General features: G+C 63.3%; 20 protein-coding genes. 14 read left to right on the top strand and 6 right to left on the bottom strand.

The features are described 5' to 3' along the window. Positions 1 to 53: 53 nt before the first annotated feature. Positions 54 to 413 carry a hypothetical protein gene (locus SPICUR_RS02390; protein ID WP_023365684.1) on the top strand — a complete coding sequence of 120 codons (360 nt, stop codon included), beginning with the start codon at positions 54 to 56 and terminating at the stop codon, positions 411 to 413. Continuing rightward, positions 403 to 1,206 carry a M48 family metallopeptidase gene (locus SPICUR_RS02395; protein WP_041381600.1) on the top strand — a complete coding sequence of 268 codons (804 nt, stop codon included), beginning with the start codon at positions 403 to 405 and terminating at the stop codon, positions 1,204 to 1,206. Before SPICUR_RS02390 ends, SPICUR_RS02395 begins: the two co-directional genes overlap by 11 nt. Here SPICUR_RS02395 and purU read toward each other — a convergent pair. Together purU and ettA are read right to left on the bottom strand one after the other, a co-directional pair. Beyond that, entirely contained in the window at positions 1,199 to 2,068 is an 870-nt protein-coding gene (purU, locus tag SPICUR_RS02400; RefSeq protein ID WP_023365688.1) for a formyltetrahydrofolate deformylase, read from the bottom strand. The two genes, SPICUR_RS02395 and purU, sit on opposite strands and share 8 nt — an antisense overlap. Further along, positions 2,068 to 3,735 carry an energy-dependent translational throttle protein EttA gene (gene ettA, locus SPICUR_RS02405; protein WP_041381602.1) on the bottom strand — a complete coding sequence of 556 codons (1,668 nt, stop codon included), beginning with the start codon at positions 3,733 to 3,735 and terminating at the stop codon, positions 2,068 to 2,070. The genes purU and ettA overlap by 1 nt, the downstream gene beginning before the upstream one ends. A 115-nt stretch (positions 3,736 to 3,850) precedes the next feature. On the opposite strand from ettA, the gene glyA reads away from it, so the two are divergent. From glyA to fnr, 9 genes are all read left to right on the top strand, one after another. Then, positions 3,851 to 5,116 (top strand): serine hydroxymethyltransferase, encoded by a 1,266-nt coding sequence (gene glyA, locus SPICUR_RS02410; protein WP_023365692.1) that lies wholly within the window; start codon positions 3,851 to 3,853, stop codon positions 5,114 to 5,116. Between the two features lie 9 nt (positions 5,117 to 5,125). Beyond that, positions 5,126 to 5,611, top strand: coding sequence for a transcriptional regulator NrdR (nrdR, locus tag SPICUR_RS02415; protein WP_023365694.1), 486 nt, complete (start codon positions 5,126 to 5,128; stop codon positions 5,609 to 5,611). Continuing rightward, a complete protein-coding gene (gene ribD / locus SPICUR_RS02420) occupies positions 5,608 to 6,726 on the top strand; it encodes a bifunctional diaminohydroxyphosphoribosylaminopyrimidine deaminase/5-amino-6-(5-phosphoribosylamino)uracil reductase RibD (RefSeq protein WP_023365696.1) in 1,119 nt (372 codons plus the stop codon). The genes nrdR and ribD overlap by 4 nt, the downstream gene beginning before the upstream one ends. After that, entirely contained in the window at positions 6,727 to 7,383 is a 657-nt protein-coding gene (locus tag SPICUR_RS02425; protein WP_023365697.1) for a riboflavin synthase, read from the top strand. A gap of 2 nt (positions 7,384 to 7,385) precedes the next feature. Continuing rightward, positions 7,386 to 8,540, top strand: a complete 1,155-nt coding sequence (locus SPICUR_RS02430; protein ID WP_023365699.1) for a bifunctional 3,4-dihydroxy-2-butanone-4-phosphate synthase/GTP cyclohydrolase II — start codon at positions 7,386 to 7,388, stop codon at positions 8,538 to 8,540. Between the two features lie 68 nt (positions 8,541 to 8,608). Then, positions 8,609 to 9,070 carry a 6,7-dimethyl-8-ribityllumazine synthase gene (gene ribH, locus SPICUR_RS02435; protein ID WP_023365701.1) on the top strand — a complete coding sequence of 154 codons (462 nt, stop codon included), beginning with the start codon at positions 8,609 to 8,611 and terminating at the stop codon, positions 9,068 to 9,070. Beyond that, entirely contained in the window at positions 9,067 to 9,519 is a 453-nt protein-coding gene (gene nusB / locus SPICUR_RS02440) for a transcription antitermination factor NusB (protein ID WP_076742128.1), read from the top strand. The genes ribH and nusB overlap by 4 nt, the downstream gene beginning before the upstream one ends. Before the next feature lie 11 nt (positions 9,520 to 9,530). After that, positions 9,531 to 10,490, top strand: a complete 960-nt coding sequence (thiL, locus tag SPICUR_RS02445; RefSeq protein WP_023365705.1) for a thiamine-phosphate kinase — start codon at positions 9,531 to 9,533, stop codon at positions 10,488 to 10,490. A 65-nt stretch (positions 10,491 to 10,555) separates the two neighbouring features. Then, positions 10,556 to 11,308 carry a fumarate/nitrate reduction transcriptional regulator Fnr gene (fnr, locus tag SPICUR_RS02450; RefSeq protein ID WP_023365707.1) on the top strand — a complete coding sequence of 251 codons (753 nt, stop codon included), beginning with the start codon at positions 10,556 to 10,558 and terminating at the stop codon, positions 11,306 to 11,308. 10 nt (positions 11,309 to 11,318) lie between these two features. Here the strand turns inward: fnr and sufT are convergent, their stop codons facing one another. Further along, positions 11,319 to 11,870, bottom strand: a complete 552-nt coding sequence (gene sufT, locus SPICUR_RS02455) for a putative Fe-S cluster assembly protein SufT (protein ID WP_023365709.1) — start codon at positions 11,868 to 11,870, stop codon at positions 11,319 to 11,321. A 127-nt stretch (positions 11,871 to 11,997) separates the two neighbouring features. Between sufT and SPICUR_RS02460 the strand changes: the two genes are divergently transcribed. Together SPICUR_RS02460 and SPICUR_RS02465 are read left to right on the top strand one after the other, a co-directional pair. Beyond that, positions 11,998 to 13,299, top strand: a complete 1,302-nt coding sequence (locus SPICUR_RS02460; RefSeq protein WP_023365711.1) for an aspartate aminotransferase family protein — start codon at positions 11,998 to 12,000, stop codon at positions 13,297 to 13,299. 75 nt (positions 13,300 to 13,374) lie between these two features. Next, complete coding sequence (locus SPICUR_RS02465; RefSeq protein ID WP_023365713.1) at positions 13,375 to 14,643, top strand: MFS transporter; 1,269 nt, start codon at positions 13,375 to 13,377, stop codon at positions 14,641 to 14,643. Here SPICUR_RS02465 and SPICUR_RS02470 read toward each other — a convergent pair. Next, on the bottom strand, positions 14,612 to 16,051 hold the full coding sequence (locus SPICUR_RS02470; protein ID WP_023365715.1) for an NAD-dependent succinate-semialdehyde dehydrogenase: 1,440 nt from the start codon (positions 16,049 to 16,051) through the stop codon (positions 14,612 to 14,614). The genes SPICUR_RS02465 and SPICUR_RS02470 overlap by 32 nt on opposite strands. 33 nt (positions 16,052 to 16,084) lie before the next feature. Further along, positions 16,085 to 17,065: a D-2-hydroxyacid dehydrogenase gene (locus SPICUR_RS02475; protein WP_023365717.1), complete on the bottom strand. Its 981-nt coding sequence runs from the start codon at positions 17,063 to 17,065 to the stop codon at positions 16,085 to 16,087. A gap of 171 nt (positions 17,066 to 17,236) precedes the next feature. On the opposite strand from SPICUR_RS02475, the gene SPICUR_RS02480 reads away from it, so the two are divergent. Further along, positions 17,237 to 18,442 (top strand): pyridoxal phosphate-dependent aminotransferase, encoded by a 1,206-nt coding sequence (locus tag SPICUR_RS02480; RefSeq protein WP_023365719.1) that lies wholly within the window; start codon positions 17,237 to 17,239, stop codon positions 18,440 to 18,442. Here the strand turns inward: SPICUR_RS02480 and SPICUR_RS02485 are convergent, their stop codons facing one another. Continuing rightward, positions 18,443 to 19,987, bottom strand: a complete 1,545-nt coding sequence (locus SPICUR_RS02485; protein WP_023365721.1) for a bifunctional GNAT family N-acetyltransferase/carbon-nitrogen hydrolase family protein — start codon at positions 19,985 to 19,987, stop codon at positions 18,443 to 18,445. Positions 19,988 to 20,023 lie beyond the last annotated feature (36 nt).

The following is a 20,023-nucleotide window of genomic DNA, read 5'->3' on the forward strand; positions in this document are numbered from 1 at the left end:
GCAGATCAAGGATGAACCCCAAGTATACGACATTGGACGCTTTACCCCAGCCAATGGCGATGCATAATACAGACATGAACCACTGGATCCGTTCAATACTCGCTTATGCGTCGGTGATCTGGAACCTGCGCCAGCCGCCACTGGCGACGGCGACAGCCGATGAACGGGCGCGCTGGTGTCGCGACAACTGTGGCCGGTTCGCGGCACGCTGGTTCGCGCTCGGGGCCGGGCTCTGGTTCGTCTTCAACACACCGTTCGTGTCGTCCGCGCCGCTCGGCATGGTCGGGCTGTTCGCGCTGGTGGTGGGTATGGCGACCATCGCGCGCCAGATCCTTGCCCAGGGTCGGGTCGGTCCACCGCCCATAGAGCCACCGGTGGAATTCCCGCGTCCCGGGGACGATGATGAGCGCTAGGCGTCTGCGGTCGCTGGTGCTGATGGCCGGAGTGCTGGTGTTGGCCGCCTGTGCGACCTCCCCCACTGGGCGCCCACAGCTGCAGTTCATGCCTGATTCGCAGATCCGGACCATGGGGCTCGATGCCTATAGCCAGATAAAAGAGACCGAACCCACCATCGATGCCGGACGACAGGTCGATTATGTCGAGTGTGTGACGGCCGCGATCACCCCCCAGGTGCCCAGCGAATACGCCGAGGAGGGCTGGGAGGTGACGCTGTTCGATAGCGGGCAGGCCAATGCCTTTGCACTGCCGGGTGGCAAAATGGGGGTCTACACGGGGCTATTGGAGATTACCGAGAATGCGGATCAGCTGGCCGCGGTGATTGCCCACGAGATCGCCCATGTAATGGCGCAGCACTCCAATGAGCGGATGTCGACTGAGGTTGCCACGGCGCTGGGATTGGGTGCGTTGCAGGTCGCTGCCGGTGACGATCCCGAGCGCCAGCGGGCGATGGCTGCGCTTGGCGTTGGCGCGCAGGTCGGGATTATCCTTCCATTCAGCCGGACCCATGAGTCAGAGGCGGATGAGATCGGGCTGGGGCTGATGGCCGATTCGGGTTTTGATCCCCGCGCCAGCATCCAGCTATGGAAGAATATGAGCCAGACCGCCGGCGAGGCACCGCCGGAGTTTCTGTCTACGCATCCGTCACGCTCGACCCGCATCGAGGATCTGCGATCGGCCATGCCGACCGCGGTTTACCGCTACGAGCAGGCAGTCGCAGCCGGTCGCGAGCCCGATTGCACTAGCTGAATACGATCGTGCGGTTTTGATAGACCAGCGTCTGGCGCTGGAGATGGGCCCAGATACCGCGGGCGAGAACGAGCTTTTCCAGATCCTGCCCCTTGCGCACCAATGCCTTGACTGAATCCCGATGGGTGATCCGGGTCACATCCTGCTCAATGATCGGGCCGGCGTCGAGATCCAGGGTGACGTAGTGACTGGTGGCGCCGATGATCTTCACGCCCCGTGCGTGGGCCGCATGATAGGGTCTGGCGCCGGCGAACGCGGGAAGGAACGAGTGGTGAATGTTGATGATGCGTTGCGGGAAGGCATCGATCAGCGTTGGTCCGACGATCTGCATATAGCGCGCCAGCACCACAAGATCGACCTCATGGCGCGTCAGTAGCTCGACCTCCGCGGCTTCCTGGTCGGCCCGGTTATCGGCGCTGATCGGGAAGCAGTGGAAGGGGATGCCGAACTGCTCGGCCACCGGACGAAGCGTGTCGTGATTACTGATGATCAGCGGGATCTCGACGCGCCACTCACCCGACTGCCAGCGTGACAGCAGGTCATAGAGGCAGTGCGACATTTTCGAGACAAACAGTGCCATCCGCAGAGGACGGGCGTTGTCATGCAGCTGCCAGACCGCCTGAAATGGATCGGCGATGGTGGTCTGAAAGGCCTGTGAAAAAGCCCCGGCATCGAGGGTGAAGCCCTCAAGCTCCCAGCGTACCCGCATGAAAAAGACACCGTCAGCGCGGTCTACATGCTGGTCGAGGTCAACAATATTGGCGCCGTGGCCGGCCAGAAACCGGGTCACGGCCGCCACCACGCCCGGCTGGTCCGGGCAGTGCATGAGCAGCGTGGCTGTGCGCGGATGATCGGCCGCCATCAGCCGGCGAGCCGCCGATACTTGATCCGGTGCGGGTTCATCGCCTCATCACCGAGCCGGCGCCGGCGATCGGCCTCGTATTCCTGGTAGTTACCCTCGAAGAAATTAACCTGGCTGTCGCCCTCGAAGGCAAGAATATGGGTGGCGATCCGGTCGAGGAACCAGCGGTCATGGGAGATCACCATGGCCGATCCGGGGAAGACCAGCAGCGCCTCTTCCAACGCCCGCAGCGTCTCGACGTCGAGGTCATTGGTGGGCTCGTCGAGCAGCAGCAGGTTGCCACCACGCTGCAGCAGCTTGGCGAGATGGACACGGTTGCGCTCCCCCCCGGAGAGCTCGCCGATGCGCTTTTGCTGATCCTGGCCCTTGAAGTTGAAACGCCCGACATAGGCACGGGAGTTCACCTCGTATCGGCCGACCTGAAGGATGTCGTGACCATCGGAAACCTCCTCCCAGACGGTTCGACTGTCATCGAGGTGATCACGGCTCTGATCGACATAGGCAAGATCAACGGTCTCGCCGCGTCGCAGATCACCGGCATCCGGTTCCTCGGCACCGATGATCATGCGGAACAGCGTCGTCTTACCGGCGCCGTTCGGACCAATAATGCCGCAGATGCCGCCAGGGGGCAGCGAGAAGGACAGGTCATCCACCAGCAGGGTGTCGCCGAATCCTTTGCGGATGCCGTTCGCCTCGACCACGACATTACCGAGCCGCGGACCCGGTGGGATATAGATCTCGTTAGTCTCGTTACGCGCCTGGAATTCCTGTGACTGGAGCTCGTCAAACTGCTTCAGTCGGGCCTTGTTCTTCGACTGGCGCCCCTTGGGGTTACTGCGCACCCATTCCAGTTCAGCCTGCATCGCCTTGCGGTGCGCCGCCTGCTCGCGCGCCTCCTGGGCAAGGCGCTTGTCCTTTTGCTCCAGCCACGATGAGTAGTTGCCCTGCCAGGGAATCCCGTGGCCGCGGTCGAGTTCAAGGATCCAGCCCGCGACGTTATCGAGGAAGTAGCGGTCATGGGTGACAGCCACCACGGTCCCCGGGAATTCGGCCAGGAAACGCTCCAGCCAGGCCACCGACTCGGCGTCGAGGTGGTTGGTGGGCTCGTCGAGCAGGAGCATGTCCGGGTTGGAGAGCAGCAGCCGGCACAGGGCGACGCGGCGGCGCTCTCCGCCGGAGAGCTTGTCGACATTGGCCTCCCATGGCGGCAGTCGCAGTGCCTCGGCGGCCTGATCGAGCTTGCGATCCAGATCCCAGGCATCGGCGGCATCAATCTGATCCTGCAGTCTGCCCTGTTCGGCCATCAGGGCCTCGAAGTCGGCATCGGGGTCGGCGAACTGGGCGGAGACCGCGTTGAAGCGATCGATCAGGGCCTTGGTGTCGGCGACGCCCTCTTCGACGTTGCCGCGAACATCCTTCGCCGGGTCGAGCTCGGGTTCCTGGGAGAGATAACCAATATGCGTCCCGGTCTGAGCCCGCGCCTCACCCTCGATCTCGGTGTCGAGTCCGGCCATGATGCGCAGAAGCGTCGATTTGCCTGAGCCATTGAGGCCCAGTACGCCGATCTTTGCACCGGGGAAGAATGATAAAGAGATATCGCGGAGGATATGTTTTTTCGGCGGGACGACCTTGCCCACCTGATTCATTGTGTAGATATATTGTGCCATCGCGTCAGTCTACGAACTCTCGGCCGTTGAGAGAAGCACCCGATCAATGCATGGAACGTGGAATTTCGCTACGATATGCGGTTCTAACCCGTTACCTATCACGACGAGGAAAGGCATGTATTCCACCGACATGACCGTTGCCGGTTTCGATCCGGAGCTGGCCGCCGCCATCGATAAGGAGCGCGACCGGCAGGAGACGCACATCGAGCTCATCGCCTCGGAGAATTACGCCAGCCCGCGGGTGCTGGAGATGCAGGGCAGTGTCCTGACCAACAAGTATGCCGAGGGCTACCCGGGTAAGCGCTACTATGGTGGCTGCCAGTACGTGGACATCGCCGAGAACCTGGCGATCGAGCGGGCGAAGACACTCTTTGGTGCGGCCTACGCCAACGTTCAGCCGCACTCCGGTTCGAGCGCCAATCTGGCGGTGTTCATGGCGCTGGCGAAGCCCGGCGATACCCTGCTTGGCCTGAGCCTCGATCATGGTGGGCATCTCACCCACGGGGCCAAGCCCAATTTCTCGGGGAAGATCTACAGCCCCGTCCAGTATGGCGTGACCTCGGATACCGGTGAGATCGACTATGAGCAGGTCGAGCGGCTGGCGCACGAGCATCAGCCGAAGATCATCGTCGCCGGCTTCTCTGCCTACTCCCGGGTCATCGACTGGTCGCGCTTCCGCGCGATTGCCGATGCAGTGGGTGCGTGGCTGGTTGCGGACATGGCGCATATCGCGGGACTGGTCGCAGCGGGCGTCTACCCGAGTCCGGTGCCGTACGCCGATGCGGTGACGACGACGACTCATAAAAGCCTGCGTGGTCCCCGTGGAGGGCTGATCCTGGCGCGGGAGAATCCCGACGTCACCAAAAAGCTGCAGTCGCTGATTTTCCCGGGTACCCAGGGGGGGCCGCTGATGCATGCAATCGCCGGCAAGGCGGTCGCGTTTCTCGAGGCGCAGGATCCGGGGTTCCGCGGCTACCAGGAACAGGTCATCGCCAATGCCCGGGCGATGGCCGAAACGGTGATGGCGCGTGGCTATGATGTGGTCTCCGGCGGCACGGATAACCACCTCCTTCTGCTGGATCTGGTCAATAAGGGGCTGACCGGCAAGGAGGCGGATGCGGCGCTGGAGGATGCCCATATCACGGTCAACAAGAACACGGTGCCCAATGATCCGCAGTCGCCGTTCGTGACGTCAGGGCTGCGGATCGGCACGCCGGCGATCACCACCCGGGGGTTCCGGGAGGCCGAGAGTCGTGAGCTCGCGGGGTGGATCTGCGATGTGCTGGACCATATGAACGACGAGTCGGTGCGTGACCGCGTCCGCGACCAGGTAACCGACATCTGTCGGCGATTCCCGGTCTACGAAGCCCTGCAGGCCTGAGCGCACGGCATGCGCTGTCCTTTCTGTCAGACGCAGGACACGCGGGTGATCGATTCGCGCCTCGCCAGCGAGGGTGATCAGGTGCGTCGGCGCCGCGAATGTGGCGGCTGCAGTGAGCGCTTCACCACCTATGAGTCCGCGGAGCTGCTGCTGCCGCGGGTCGTCAAGCGTGACGGGACACGCGTGCAGTTCGACGAGCAGCGGCTGCGGAATGGGATGATGCGGGCGCTGGAGAAGCGTCCGGTCGCCACCGAAGCGGTCGAGGCCGCCCTCAGCCGCATTCGCCAGCGCGTGCAGGCTCTCGGGGATGGCGAAGTGAATGCCAGCACCATCGGTGACTGGGTCATGGAAGAGCTCCGCGAGCTCGACGAAGTGGCCTATGTCCGCTTCGCCTCGGTCTATCGCAGTTTCCAGGATGTCAGCGCGTTCCGCGAGGTGATCGAAGGTCTTGAGGATCGCGATGCCCGATTGGCGGATAATGGCTCCTCGTCGTGAGCGACTTCAGTGCCGCCGATCATGCCTGGATGGCCCGAGCGCTGCAGCTCGCCGAACGCGGGCGCTGGACGGCTGACCCGAACCCGCGGGTGGGTTGTGTACTGGTTCGCGATGGGGTGTGCCTCGGCGAGGCATGGCACGTGCGCGCGGGCGAGCCGCATGCCGAGGTGCTTGCGCTACGCGCCGCCGGGGATGACACCGCTGGCGCCACCGCCTATGTCACCCTCGAACCATGCAGCCATTACGGCCGCACACCGCCCTGCGCGGACGCCCTGATCGAGGCGGGTATTGCGCGGGTCGTGGCGGGTGCCTCCGATCCCAATCCGCGCGTGTCGGGGTGCGGCCTCGATCGCCTGCGTGCCTCCGGTGTGGCGGTGGCCGTTGGCCTGATGGCTGCCGAGAGCGAACGGCTCAACGCGGGTTTCTTTCGGCGCATGCGGGTTGGCCGACCCTATGTCCGCGCCAAACTCGCCGCCAGTGTGGATGGCCGAACAGCGATGGCGTCCGGTGAAAGCCGCTGGATCACTGGTGCGGACGCCCGCCGCGATGTCCACCGCTGGCGGGCGGGTAGTGGCGCGATCGTCACCGGTGTGGACACCGTCATCGCCGATGATCCGGCGCTCACCGTCCGCGACGTGGACGGCGACTTCGTGGCGCCGCGGCGGATTGTGGTCGATACCGATCTGCGCACGCCACCGGATGCCGGGCTTCTCGCCGATGAGCGCGGTGTCGTGCTGGTCCATGGCGGAACCATGCCGGCGCGCGAGGCCGATCGGATCCACGCCGGTGCTGAGCTATGGCAGGTCGCACTGGGGGCGGATGGTCATGTCAGCCCGAAGGCTGTCCTCGAGGCCCTGGCCAGTGCCGATATCAATGAGGTGTGGCTCGAGGCTGGCTCACGACTCGCGGGGGCTTGGCTGCAGGCTGGTCTGGTCGATGAGCTGATGATCTATGTGGCCCCTCATGTGATGGGGCATCAGGGTCAACCGCTACTGACATTGCCGGGGCTTGATGCAATGAGCGATCGCATCGCGTTGAAGTGGCTGGACACCCGGCGGGTGGGTCATGATCTGCGACTGACGATGGCCATGCGCGACGACGCAGAGGAAGGGTAAATGTTTACAGGCATCATTCAGGCCGTGGGCACGCTACGGGAAAGCCGAGAGACAGGGGCCGACCGGCGCATGCGCTTTGCGGTCGACGGGCTTGATCTGACCGCGTTGCAGATCGGCGACAGCATGGCGGTCAATGGCTGCTGTCTGACGGCGGTGGAGATCGACGCCGATGGGTTTGCGGCGGACGTATCCGTCGAGAGCCTGGAGCGCACCACACTTGGGCGGCTGAAGACCGGCGACCGCGTCAATCTGGAGCCGGCCCTGACACTGTCCACGCCGCTTGGTGGTCATCTGGTCAGCGGCCATATCGACGGTGTCGGTGAGGTGGTCTCGCGGACGCCGGATGGACGCTCGGAGCGCTGGCGCTTTCGAGCACCGGCGGCGATCGCGCACTACATTGCCGAGAAGGGCTCGATCGCCATCGAGGGGATCAGTCTCACGGTCAATGGCGTCGACGGTGCCGAGTTCGATGTCAATATCGTCCCGCATACCTCGGCGGTCACAACGTTCGGGGCCTATCAGGCGGGACAGCCGGTCAACCTCGAAGTCGATCTGCTGGCGCGCTACCTCGAGCGCCTGCTGCAGGGCAGCGGGGCGGCATCCACTGGCGGGGTCAGCGAGGCCCTGCTGCGGCGTAATGGGTTTCTGAGGGACTAGTCATGGCGTTCAACAGCATCGATGAAATCGTTGCCGATATCAGTGCCGGCCGCATGGTGCTGATGCTCGATGATGAGGATCGCGAGAACGAGGGTGATCTGCTGATGGCCGCTTCGATGGTGCGGCCGGATGATGTCAATTTCATGGCGCGCTACGGGCGCGGGCTGATCTGCCTGACCCTCAGTCGCGAGCGCTGTGAGCAGTTGCGGCTGCCGTTGATGGTGACCGGCTCAAGCGATCATCAGGGGACGCAGTTCACCCTTAGCATCGAAGCCGCGCAGGGGGTCACCACAGGGATTTCAGCGGCTGATCGGGCGCGTACGATCCAGACAGCGGTGGCACCTCAGGCAAAGCCCGAGGACATCGTCCAGCCTGGGCATATCTTTCCGCTCATGGCCCAGCCCGGGGGCGTGCTCACGCGGGCCGGGCATACCGAGGCGGGCTGCGATCTGGCGCGTCTGGCGGGCTTTGAACCGGCGGCAGTGATTGTCGAAGTGCTGAATGAGGATGGCACCATGGCCCGCCGCGATGACCTGGTGGAGTTCGCGCAGGCGCATGGCATCAAGATTGGTACGGTTGCCGATCTGATTGCCTACCGGATTCATAATGAGCGCACGGTCGAGCGTGTCGCCGACTGTGAATTGCCCACGGAACATGGGCGTTTCCACCTCTACGCGTATCAGGACGTGGTGGATGGGGCGCTGCATTTCGCGCTACTGCGGGGGCAGACCGATCCGGAAGAGCCGGCGCTGGTGCGGGTGCAGATTGAGAACACCCTCTCGGATCTGTTCGGCGCGATCGCGCCTGACCAGACCTGGTCGCTGCGTCAGTCGCTCGATGAAATCGCCGGCAGTCGCAGTGATCCGGCCTGCCTGCTCATGCTGCGCAGTGCCAGCGACCGGTCGGAGGTGCTGACACGGATGCGCGAATTCCAGGTGCTCTCGCAGAGCGGCGAGATCACTCCCGAGCCACGGCCGGTTACAGACGAGAGCGAAGCGCTTCGGACCTACGGGGTCGGTGCGCAGATCCTCACTGATCTGGGGATCCGGCGGATGCGCGTTCTCTCCTCGCCGAAAATCATGTATGGGCTGTCCGGCTTCGGCATGGAGGTCGTGGACTATGTCCAGACCGCGGACGAGTGCGGTACTTCCACATAGCGAAGCGGTTTGCAGTCGGCGTGCGGCGGTATACGCTTGCGTCCCCGGATAAAAACAATGGAATCAGCATGAAGACCCTCGAAGGCGATTTCACGGCCAGCAACGCGCGGATTGCGCTGGTGGCTACCCGATTCAATGACTTTATCGTCGACTCTCTGGTGAGCGGTGCGCGCGACACCCTGGTACGCCACGGGGTTGACGATGCATCGCTGACCCTGGTCCGTGCGCCCGGCTCGTGGGAATTGCCGCTGGTCACCGATCGCCTCGCGCGGTCTGGTCACTACGACGGGATCGTGGCGCTTGGTTGTGTCATCCGCGGCGGTACGCCTCATTTCGAGTACGTGGCCAGTGAATGCACCAAGGGTCTGGGGCAGGTGAGCCAGCAGCGGGACATCCCGGTGTCCTTCGGTGTACTGACCACCGACAGCATCGAGCAGGCCATTGAGCGTGCGGGCACAAAGGCCGGTAACAAGGGCGCTGAGGCCGCGATGGCAATGCTCGAGATGGTCAGCCTGCTGCGTAAACTGTGAGTCGTCCGAAGGCGAATCGACCGCGGGCGAGGGCGCGTCGACGCATCCTCCAGGCCCTTTACCAGTGGCAGATGACCGGTAGTGAGCCGGCGGATGTCCAGCGTCAGTTCTTCAGCGAACATCGCCTCGGGCGTATGGATCTGGATTACTTCACTGAAGTGTTCCGCGGAGTGACCGAGCAGGTGGAATCGCTTGACGCGGCCTTTGATGGTTATCTGGATCGTCCTGCCGCCAACCTCGATCCCGTGGAACTGGCATTGCTGCGCCTGGGCAGCTACGAGCTTCGGGAGCGGCTCGAGGTGCCCTATCGAGTCTGCATCGATCAGGCCGTGGAACTCGCCAAGGGGTTCGGCGCTGAGCAGAGCCATAAATACATCAATGGTGTGCTCGATCGTGTCGCCCGCGATCAACCGCTGAGAGCGGAGGAGCGCAAGCGCCGCCGGCGCTGAGCGGTACAGCCATGGCCGAGCGCTCGGAGTTCGCGCTGATCAGGCACTATCTCAGTCATCTCGGCGCGAACCGGCGCGATGTCACGCTGGGCGTTGGTGACGACGCGGCCGTGGTGGTGGCACAGGGTCAATCGTTGCTCATGGCCCTCGATACCCTCGTTGACGGCGTGCATTTCCCGAGTGACCTGAGTGCGTACTGGGTCGGTCATCGTGCGCTTGCCGTCAACCTCAGCGATATCGCCGCCATGGGCGGCGAGCCATGCTGGGCGTTACTGAGCCTGACCCTGCCGGATGTCGATGAGGCCTGGGTGTCGGCCTTCGCCGATGGTCTCGGCGCGTTAGCGGCACGCCACGGAGTGGCTGTGGTGGGTGGCGATGTCACCCGTGGTCCGCTCAGCATCAGTGTTCAGATAACCGGTCGGGCACCTGCCACGCCGCTGCGCCGGGATGGAGCCCGTGACGGTGACCGGGTCTGGGTATCAGGACACCCCGGTGATGCGATGGGCGGCCTGAGCGTCTGGCAGAGTGCAGTCCACCGCCATCAGGCGCGCTGGCGGGGACTGCGACGCGCCTTCCTCGCTCCGCAGCCACGCGTGGCACTGGGGCAGGCCCTGACGGGAATCGCCACAGCGGCGATCGATATTTCCGATGGGCTGGCGGCCGATGCCGGCCATATTGCCGATCGCAGTGACGTGGCGATCGATCTGTCGACGCTCGCCTGCCGCCCTTCCTCCCGGCTTCGCCAGTGGCTTGGCGAGGCGCCGGCGGTGGATGCACAGCTCGGCGGTGGCGATGACTACGAGCTATGCTTTACGGCCCCCGCAAGCGCCGACGACGCCGTATTATCCGCCGCACGACGCAGCCGGACACCGGTCCGCCGCATTGGCGGTGTGGGCATCGGCGCGGGCATGACCTGCGATGGTCATCCGATTGCTGATGCGGCCACTGGATATCGCCATTTCGAGCGCTGATAGGCTGTGGCAACGACGATTAGCCGGGTGTAGCATCTTCCTCATGGGCAAAGTGAGTATCCAGTATGTTTGATCGGGTTGACAGCTCGGTAACCCGACAGCAGCAGACCTGCACCGGCTGTAGCCTGAGCCAGCTCTGCCTGCCGGTGTCTCTGGACGACGCGGATATCGGCATGCTTGATGGTATCGTCCAGCATCAGCCCGTCCTGCAGCGCGGTGCCCATCTCTATCAGGAAGGTAACGCGTTCCGCGCGCTGTACGCGGTCCGTGCCGGGTCGCTCAAGACCTACACGACGACCGAGTCCGGTGATCAGCAGGTGACGGGCTTCCATCTGCCCGGTGAGCTGGTCGGGCTGAATGCCATCAATCGCTGGACCCATCCGTGCTCTGCGGTGTCCCTCGAGACCACCAGTGTCTGTGAGCTGCCTTTCGAACAGCTCGAGCATCTTGCGGCCGATATCCCTGGGCTGCAGCGCCAGCTGCTGCGGTTGATGTCACGCGAGATCGCTGACGACCAGGACATGCTCCTGACAATGGCGCGCAGGAATGCTGACGAGCGTCTGGCCATTCTGCTCCTCAGCCTCTCCGAGCGGTTTGGTCAACGGGGACTGTCGGCGACCCGTTTCCGACTCTCCATGGCGCGGGGTGATCTGGGTAACTATCTGGGTCTCGCCCCGGAGACGATGAGCCGGATTTTCCGGCGATTTCAGGATCAGGGCTGGATCCGCGCCGAGGGCCGCGAAGTAGAGCTGCTGGCTGTGGACGCGCTTGAGTCGCTGGCGGGGCGATCGGCCAGCGACTCCCAGAAGGCGGGCTGAGCAGCGCGGGTTACATCATTCCCGTCTGAAGCTTGGCCGCCTCCGACATCATCTCGAAGCTCCACGGCGGGTCGAAGACGATCTCCACGCTGACGGCCTCGATGGTGGGGATCTGCTTGACCTTCTCGCGAACATCGTAGGCAAGGATGTCCCCCATGCCGCAGCCCGGCGCCGTCAGCGTCATGTCAATCTCCACCGACCGCGTGCCGTCATCGTTGAGGGTGACATCGCAGCGGTAGACGAGTCCCAGCTCGACCACATTGATGGGGATCTCGGGATCAAAGCAGCGCCGCATCTGGTCCCAGACCAGCTGTTCGACATCGTCGGCGGAGGCATTCTCCGGTAACTCCGGCGCCGGCTCGGGATCCTTGCCGATGGCATCGGCATCCTTGCCATCCACGCGGAACAGATTGCCCTGGATATAGACGGTATAACTGCCGCCAAGGGCCTGCGTGATCATGCCTTCGGCACCCTGGGGGATGATGCCGTTATCACCCGCCGGAATCAGTGCTGCTTCGCAGTCACGCTCGAAAATCACCGGCTCATTACTCTGCATCGCCATCTCCCGATCGCATTACCTTTACTGCGCTTGAGGATACCACTGCTCGTGACGCTGTCCGACCCAGGAGGAAATCGTTTTCCAGTTCGCGTATTGTGAATGATGAATTAATTAGCCAGGAGGCTGTGTCATGAATGACAACGTCCACCATCTCTCCCCGCTGCTGCGCCAGTCCAGTGACATTCTGGTCGAGCGCGCGCAAGGGATGTACGTCTACGCCGAGGATGGCAGCAAGTACATGGACTTCGCGTCGGGCATCGGCGTGTTGAGCACCGGCCACTGCCACCCCCGCGTGGTGGAGGCGGCGAAGGATCAGATCGATCGGGTCGTGCACGCCCAGTACGCGATCATGAAACATCAGCCGATTCTGGATCTCTCCGATCGCCTCGTTGAGCTGCTGCCTGACTCCATCGACAGCGTGTTCTTCTCCAACGCGGGCACGGAGGCGGTCGAGGCCTCGATCCGTCTGGCCCGTCAGGCGACCGGCAAGCCCAATATCATTGCCTTCAGGGGCTGTTTCCATGGTCGGACCATGGGGTCGCTGGCCACCACCAGCTCGAGCGCGGCCGTCCGTCAGGGCGTCCAGCCGTTGATGGGTGGGGTGGTGACGGCGCCGTTCCCGGATACCAACTGGTATGGCATCAGCGAGGATGAAGCGGCGGATTTCGCGCTGCGCGAACTCGATTACATCCTGCAGGTCCAGAGCGTGCCCATGGAGACTGCGGCGATGCTCATCGAACCCATTCAGGGTGAGGCGGGTTACATCCCCGGCAACACCAAGTTCATGCAGGGCCTGCAAGAGCGCTGTAACAAGCATGGCATCCTCTTGATCATGGATGAGGTGCAGTCCGGCAATGGCCGGAGTGGATTGATGTGGGGCTATGAGCACTTCGGCGTTGAGCCCGACGTGGTGGTCTCCGCCAAGGGTGTTGCCAGTGGCTTCCAGCTGTCGTTCATGGCTGCGCCAGCCGAACTGATGAGCAAGGCACTGCCGGGCTCGCAGGGCGGGACCTATGGCGGTAACGCGGTCGCCTGTGCGGCTGGCCTGGCGACCCTTGACGTCATTCGTGACGAGAAGCTGGTCGATAACGCCGCGGATCGTGGCAAGCAGCTGGTCAAGCGGCTCGAAGAGGTCCAGTCACGGCATCCGGAGATTGGTAATATCACCGGCCGGGGACTGATGATCGGCACTCACCTCGTCGACGCCCACGGCAAGCCGGATGGCGATCGCGGCGCGAAGATGCTCAAGGCCTGCGAGCACCGGGGACTGCTGATGATCCGTTGCGGTCCATGGGGCGGTAATGTGGTTCGCTGGGTTCCGCCGCTGATCGTCACCGCCGAGGAGATCGACTGGGCAGTGGATCAGTTCGAGGCGGCACTGGTCGAGACCGGTGGCGGTGAACAGAACGCAGCCATCCGCAATACCGGCTAGACACCCCAGGGCTCATCCCAGCCCACGAACTCAGGCCCGGGCTTTTGCCCGGGCCTTTTCATTTGGAGTTAGCGCATGATTTCGGCCGTTCGGGGGCTTGGAACCCACCGATACCTGCTGTTGTTCGGCTTTTTAATGGTTTTCCTATCGGGGCATGGTCAGACGTTTCTGATCTCGCTCTACGGCGGTGAGCTGCGCGCGACCTTCGATCTCAGCAATGCCGAGTTTGGCGGGCTCTACTCGCTCGCTACCCTCATGAGCGGGCTTCTGGTGATCAGCGTTGGCCGGGGCGTTGATCGGTTGCCGCTGCCCGTGTTTACCGCTGGGGTGATCCTGGGGGCAGCCGCGGGCGGTCTGCTGCTTGCGCTGGCGCCGTTGGCCTGGGTGCTGGTGCCGGCTTTTCTGCTGCTTCGCCTATGCGGGCAGGGGCTGATGGTGCATGTCGCGCAGACCACGGTGGGCCGCCGTATCGAGGCGGGCCGGGGCACGGCGATCAGCATGGTGACGGTTGGTTTCCCGACGGCTGAAGCGGTGATGCCCATGGTGGTGGTGGCGCTGATCGCGTCCTTCGGCTGGCGCGGGAGCTGGCTGCTGCTGGCATTGGTTCTCGTCATTGTTGCCTTGCCCCTCGCGCTCGCGTTGCTCCGGATGGAGGGGCGTTCGATCCACTCGTCCCGCGATAGGGGATCCGGGGATGCGCTTGCCGGTGAGGAAGAGTCTTTCGACGCGGCGCCAGGACGGCGGGACTGGACTCGGGCCGAGGTCCTGCGCGATAGCCGCTTCTATCGTATTCTGCCCGCGTTGCTGGCACCGCCTATCCTGATCACAGCGTTGTTTTTCCATCAGGTACCCATCGCCGAGGCTAAGGGGTGGAGCCTGGAGCTGGTTTCAACGGCGTTTACGGCATTCGCCAGTACGCACGTCCTCTCCCTGCTGCTGAGTGGCCCGTTGGTCGACCGAATCGGTGCACAGCGCTTGCTTGGCTTTTATCTATTGCCGCTGCTTTTTGCCCTGGCGGTGGTGGGGTTCGTCCCCGGTGTCTGGGCGGCACCGCTGTATCTGGGGCTCGCCGGGTTGTGCATCGGCACGGCCGGGACCCTTATGGGCGCCCTGTGGCCGGAGCTCTATGGCCTCCGGCATCTGGGCGGCATCCGCGCGATGGCGCACGGGGCGATGGTGCTTGGCACTGCCGCTGGCCCCGTGTTGATCGGTTTTCTACTTGATATCGGTATGAACGTTCCAACCCTTGCGCTAATGATGATGGCCTATATATCCGTCGCGATCCTGCTGGTGCGGCCGGTGGCTGCGGCCGCTAACCGACCGGCACCGTCTGCGTCTCGGTGAACTCGAACAGCCCCTCGAGTCCACCTTCACGGCCAAAGCCGGACTGTTTCATGCCGCCGAACGGCGCCTCGGGGGTAGGGCCGCTGCCGGTATTGAGGGCGGCGTGGCCGAAGCGAAGGCGGCTGATGACCTGGTGGCCGCGGGTCTCGTCGCCGGTAAAGACATAGGCAGCGAGACCGAAATCGGTGTCGTTGGCCATCTCGACCACCTCGCGCTCATCGCCAAAGGTGATGATGGGGACCAGTGGCCCGAACGTCTCCTCGCGATAGCAGGCGGCATTCGCCGGCACGTCGAGCAGTACCGTCGGCGGATAGAAGGTCCCGGGCAGTCCACTGGCATCGCCCTGGAATACCGGTGTGGCGCCCCTGGCGAGGGCATCGTCGACATGCCGGCGAACCTTCGCCACGGCATTCTCATCGATGAGCGGACCCAGCTGGGTGCCCGCCGCCATTCCATCACCGATCGCCAGTGTCTTGACCCGCTCGGCGAGTCGTTCAGCGAAGGCGGCCGAGACATCGCGGTGGACGAAGATGCGGTTGGCGCACACGCAGGTCTGACCGCCGCCGCGGAATTTGTTGCTGACGAGCTGATCGGCGGCATGATCAAGATCCGCGTCGTCGAAGATGATATACGGGGCATTACCGCCCAGTTCCAGTGTCAGCCGTTTGATCCCCGGCGCTGATTGCTCGATGAGCGTCCGCCCCACCTCAGTGGATCCGGTGAAACTGATCACACGCACCGATGCGGCATCAAACAGCGTATCGGTAACGGGACCGGCGGAGCCGAGGACCAGATTGGCCTTTCCGGCTGGCAGCCCGACCTCGCGGTCGAGCAGCGTGAACAGTGCGATCATTGTGAGTGGGGTCTTTGATGACGGCTTGATCACGCTGGCGCAGTCGGCAGCGAGGGCAGAGGAGAGTTTCTTGGCGATCATGCCGATGGGGAAGTTCCAGGGCGTGATCAGTCCCACCACGCCCGCCGGCCGATGGTGGATATGCCAGCGGCAGTTGCGGGGCTGCTCATCCAGCGTGTGCGAGGCCAGCGCATCGATATGACTGGCGGCATAACGGAAAAATCCGGCGGCATAGTCCGCCTCACCCTGCGCCTCGGCCAGTGGCTTGCCGTGCTCGAGACACAGGATCCGGCCGATCTCCTCGCGATGCCGGGTCAGCGCCTCGGCAATCGCCTCCAGCCAGTAGCGGCGCTGCTCGAGATCGGCTGGCTGGGCCAGGGCGGCCTCGGCGGCCGCGATCGCGCGTCGGGTCTCATCGGTCCCCATTGCAGCGACGTCCGCCAGGTGGCCGTGATCGACCGGGTTGGTCACGGCGAGGGTCCGGCCGTCGTCCGCCATCTGCCATTCGCCATTGATGTAGCCGCCAGAGACGGTGAGGAGGTGAGAGTCGATCATGAACTGCCTCGCTGTTTCGATTCGTTCGCTGTGTCAGGTTCCAGGGACAAAGCCCTGGGCCTTGTCCACCGTATTGTTCAGGGCCTCGCCACGCTGCCAGCGGCGGAAATTGTCGAGAAACTGCGCCGACAGCGCTTTCTTCCAGCCGATGAAATCGCCAGCCATGTGCGCGGACAGGTGGACGTTGGGCAGATCCCAGAGCGGATGGTCCGCGGGCAGCGGTTCCTCTTCGAACACATCCAGAGCAGCCCCGTCGATCGCGCCGTCCCGTAGCGCGTCCACCAGCGCTTCGGTCCGCACGATCGGGCCACGACCGATGTTGATCAGTCGGGCATGCCCGGCCATGGCATCAAACTCCGCCGCACCGAACAGACCGCGGGTGGCTTCGGTAAGGGGCGCGGCAATGACGACGAAATCATAGTCGGGCAGGAGCGAGAGCAGATCGGCCTGGGCATAAATGGCAGCGAAGTCCTCGTCACCAGCCCGTGCCCGGCGGCCGACGCCATCGCATTCAATGCCGATGGCGCCACAGGTGCGCGCGATCCGTCGCCCAATAGCCCCCGCGCCGACGACCAGCATCCGCTGACCGGCCACGGGCTCGGTCTCGCGGTGCTGCCAGCGATGAGCCTGCTGAAGCTGCCAGTTGCCGGCAAAGTCCTTGCAGAAGGCAATCACCTGGCCGAGCACATATTCGGCGATGCAGCGATCGAAAATACCGCGCGCATTGGTGACGGGGATGTCACTGTCACGCACCGCTGGAATCATGAGCGCATCAACGCCGGCGCTGGTGGCATGGATCCACTCCAGGCGATCGGCGGCGGGCCACGCCTCGGCAAGGGCGTCGGTGCGGAAGTCGGTCACGCACAGCACTCTGGCACCGGGCAGTGCCGATTCAAGACCGGCCATGTCTTCCGCGACGCGCAATTCGGCCTCATTCTCAAGCGGCTCCATACCCGCCGGCAGCCCCTCGCCGGGGGCGGTCAGAACGACAATTCGTGTCTGCGGCTCGGTCATGCGCGGATCCTTTCCGAAAGCGTCGTATTGCACGGACGGTATACACCGGTCCCAAGCGGGTCAACTGCGCCCGAAATGGCCGCCACAGGGGGCTTGACCGACCTATCGACGAAGAATAGCTTCGGTGTGTTGTCCAACGTTTTCCAGACCGCAGCAAAAGGGGATCGGGATATGGTGAATCCGGTTGAGATGGAGCAGGGTGATCAGGCCGAGGCGCCGCTTTTCAGTCCGTCTCTGCAGGCGATTCCGATGCCCGGGATCCGGCGGATGATCAATACCGCTGCGGGCATGGATGACGTTATCCATCTGTCCATCGGTCAGCCCGACTTTCCGACGCCGCAGCACATCGTTGATGCCAACATCGACGCGCTGCGCGAGGGTAAGACTGGGTATACGATGGATGCAGGTCTGCCGGAACTGCTCAGTGAGCTGGCCCGCTACTACGGTGAGCGCTATGACCGGCCGCTGACCGAGGATAATTTCCTCGTCACCACGGGAGCGACAGAGGCAATGTACCTGGCGCTGACGGCAACCGCGGCGCCGGGTCGCCAATTCATCGTCACCGACCCGACGTTCCTGCTGTATGCGCCGCTGATCCGCATGAACGGCGGCGAGGTCAAGGTGATTCCGACGCGCCCGGAGCATGGTCATCAGGTCGACCCGCAGGAGGTGATCGACGCGATTGGCATGCGCACATTCGCGATCGTGCTCAACTCCCCGAGCAATCCGAGCGGGGCCGTCTATCCGCGCGAGACCATCGAGGCGATCGTCCAGGAGGCAGCGTATCGCGGTGTCTATGTGTTCGCCGACGAGGTCTACGATCACATCCTGCTCGATGAGGGAATGGAGTTTCCCAGCGTCATCAACTGCGCCTCTGATCTCGACCATGTCATGTCGGTGTCGAGCTTCTCGAAAACATTCAGCATGGCGGGCTTCCGGATCGGCTGGATGATCTCCAGCCAGGGCGCGATCAAAAAGCTGCGCCGCTACCATATGTTTACAACCACGGTGGCAAGCACGCCGGCGCAGTGGGCTGGAGTGGCCGCGCTCCAGGGCAATATGGCCTGTGTGGATGACATGAACGCGGAGTATCGCCGCCGTCGTGACCGGGTGGTGGAACTGGTCAGCGAGACACCGCACCTCACGGGGTACGTTCCTCAGGGCGCGTTCTACATCTTCCCGTCGCTGCCGCCGCATACCGACGCCACCGATCTGTCGTTGCGGATGCTTGAGGAGACCGGGGTGTGCGTGATCCCGGGCGATGCCTTCGGGGATACCTGCAGCAACGCCATCCGGATCAGTTTCTCCAACTCGATGGAAAACATCGAAGAGGCATTCGCCCGCATGCAGCCATGGCTGGCGAAACAGAGTTTCTGATCAGTCGTCGAGCCACTGCACACGGTAGAGGTCCAGGCGCCGGTCGCGGGCGTTCTGGACCGACCCTTCGGCCCTGAGCTGGGTGAGCTTGTCCATATCCAGGTCCACCACCACCGTCATCTCGGTATTCGGAGTCGTCTCGCTGACGATACCGTCATGGGGGAATGCAAAGTCAGAGGGTGAGAAAACCGCCGCCTGGGAGTACTGGATCTCGATATTCTCCACCCGTGGCAGGTTGCCGACGCTGCCGGTGATGGCAACATAGCATTCGTTCTCGATGGCGCGGGCCTGCGCACAACGCCGGACCCGAAGGTAGGCGTTCTTGGTATCCGTCCAGAACGGTACGAACAGGATCTCCATGCCCTGATCGGCGAGTAGCCGGCAGGCCTCGGGGAATTCGACGTCATAGCATACGAGAATACCGATCCGGCCGACGTCGGTATCAAAGGCCTTGAGGGCATTGCCGCCCTGAACACCCCAGTAGAAGCGTTCGTCCGGCGTGGCATGCAGTTTGTAGTGGGTGTCCATCGTGCCGTCGCGACGGCACAGGTAGGCCACATTATAAAGCGTGTTGTCGTGATAGACCGGCATCGAGCCGGCGATGATATTGATGTTGTAGGACACTGCCATCCGGCTCATCGCATCGGCGATCTCGGTGGTGTACTGGGCCAGCCCGCGCATTGCTTCGGCCGGATCCTCCTGGTTGAACTGCGCGAGCAGCGGCGCATTGAACAGCTCTGGGAAGAGGATGAAGTCAGAGTTGTAGCCGGCCATGGCATCCACGAAGAACTCGATGTTCGACATCAGATCCTCGAAGTTGGTCACCCGGCGCATCTGCCACTGTACGGTGCCGACCCGCACTGTCGACTTGCGGCCGCCGATCAGCGACGCCCGCTCATTCTCGTAGAAGATATTGTCCCACTGCAGGAGTGTCGCAAAGGCCTCAGAGTCCTGGTCCTCCGGCAGATAGGCGGTGATGACCCGACGGACATGAAAGTCGTTGGCGAGCTGGAATGACAGGATCGGATCGTAGAGCTCGCGTCGCCGGACCAGATCGATATATTCTTCCGGCTTCATGTCGCTGGCATGAGAGCGGTAGCCAGGCATACGGCCACCGGCGACGATGGCGCGTAGATTGAGGCTGCGGCAGAGCTCTTTACGGGCATCGTAGAGCCGGCGCCCGAGACGGATGCCGCGATATTCCGGGTCGACGAAGATGTCGACGCCATAGAGCACGTCGCCGTTGGGGTCGTGGTTGGTCAGATAGCCGTTGCCGATGATGTCGTCGTACTGATGACGGTCGCCATAGCGGTCGTAATCGACAATCATCGCAATGGCGCCAGCGACGACCCGGCCATTGTCCTCGATGCAGATCTGGCCCTCGGCGAAGCGGTTGATCTGCGCCGAGAACTGCTTGCGTGTCCAGGCGCCGCCCAGATCCGGGTAGACGGCGTCCATGATGTGCTTGACGTCGGGGTAATCCGAGAGCCGCAGATGGCGAAGACGCAAGTGGTGTTCTTCGGTGTTTGTATCCTGTTCACTCATGGCAAGAGGATACCATTTCACAGGTGTCGGATAGAG

The sequence above is a fragment of the Spiribacter curvatus genome (genome assembly GCF_000485905.1).
GTDB classification, from domain to species: Bacteria; Pseudomonadota; Gammaproteobacteria; order Nitrococcales; family Nitrococcaceae; genus Spiribacter; species Spiribacter curvatus.

Bases quoted from the DNA above. Each gene is read 5' to 3' on its own strand.
- SPICUR_RS02390 (WP_023365684.1), top strand. From the start codon at position 54: ATGGCGATGCATAATACAGACATGAACCACTGGATCCGTTCAATACTC.
- SPICUR_RS02395 (WP_041381600.1), top strand. From the start codon at position 403: ATGAGCGCTAGGCGTCTGCGGTCGCTGGTGCTGATGGCCGGAGTGCTG.
- purU (WP_023365688.1), bottom strand. From the start codon at position 2,068: ATGGCGGCCGATCATCCGCGCACAGCCACGCTGCTCATGCACTGCCCG.
- ettA (WP_041381602.1), bottom strand. From the start codon at position 3,735: ATGGCACAATATATCTACACAATGAATCAGGTGGGCAAGGTCGTCCCG.
- glyA (WP_023365692.1), top strand. From the start codon at position 3,851: ATGTATTCCACCGACATGACCGTTGCCGGTTTCGATCCGGAGCTGGCC.
- nrdR (WP_023365694.1), top strand. From the start codon at position 5,126: ATGCGCTGTCCTTTCTGTCAGACGCAGGACACGCGGGTGATCGATTCG.
- SPICUR_RS02425 (WP_023365697.1), top strand. From the start codon at position 6,727: ATGTTTACAGGCATCATTCAGGCCGTGGGCACGCTACGGGAAAGCCGA.
- SPICUR_RS02430 (WP_023365699.1), top strand. From the start codon at position 7,386: ATGGCGTTCAACAGCATCGATGAAATCGTTGCCGATATCAGTGCCGGC.
- ribH (WP_023365701.1), top strand. From the start codon at position 8,609: ATGAAGACCCTCGAAGGCGATTTCACGGCCAGCAACGCGCGGATTGCG.
- thiL (WP_023365705.1), top strand. From the start codon at position 9,531: ATGGCCGAGCGCTCGGAGTTCGCGCTGATCAGGCACTATCTCAGTCAT.
- fnr (WP_023365707.1), top strand. From the start codon at position 10,556: ATGTTTGATCGGGTTGACAGCTCGGTAACCCGACAGCAGCAGACCTGC.
- sufT (WP_023365709.1), bottom strand. From the start codon at position 11,870: ATGGCGATGCAGAGTAATGAGCCGGTGATTTTCGAGCGTGACTGCGAA.
- SPICUR_RS02460 (WP_023365711.1), top strand. From the start codon at position 11,998: ATGAATGACAACGTCCACCATCTCTCCCCGCTGCTGCGCCAGTCCAGT.
- SPICUR_RS02465 (WP_023365713.1), top strand. From the start codon at position 13,375: ATGATTTCGGCCGTTCGGGGGCTTGGAACCCACCGATACCTGCTGTTG.
- SPICUR_RS02470 (WP_023365715.1), bottom strand. From the start codon at position 16,051: ATGATCGACTCTCACCTCCTCACCGTCTCTGGCGGCTACATCAATGGC.
- SPICUR_RS02475 (WP_023365717.1), bottom strand. From the start codon at position 17,065: ATGACCGAGCCGCAGACACGAATTGTCGTTCTGACCGCCCCCGGCGAG.
- SPICUR_RS02480 (WP_023365719.1), top strand. From the start codon at position 17,237: ATGGTGAATCCGGTTGAGATGGAGCAGGGTGATCAGGCCGAGGCGCCG.
- SPICUR_RS02485 (WP_023365721.1), bottom strand. From the start codon at position 19,987: ATGAGTGAACAGGATACAAACACCGAAGAACACCACTTGCGTCTTCGC.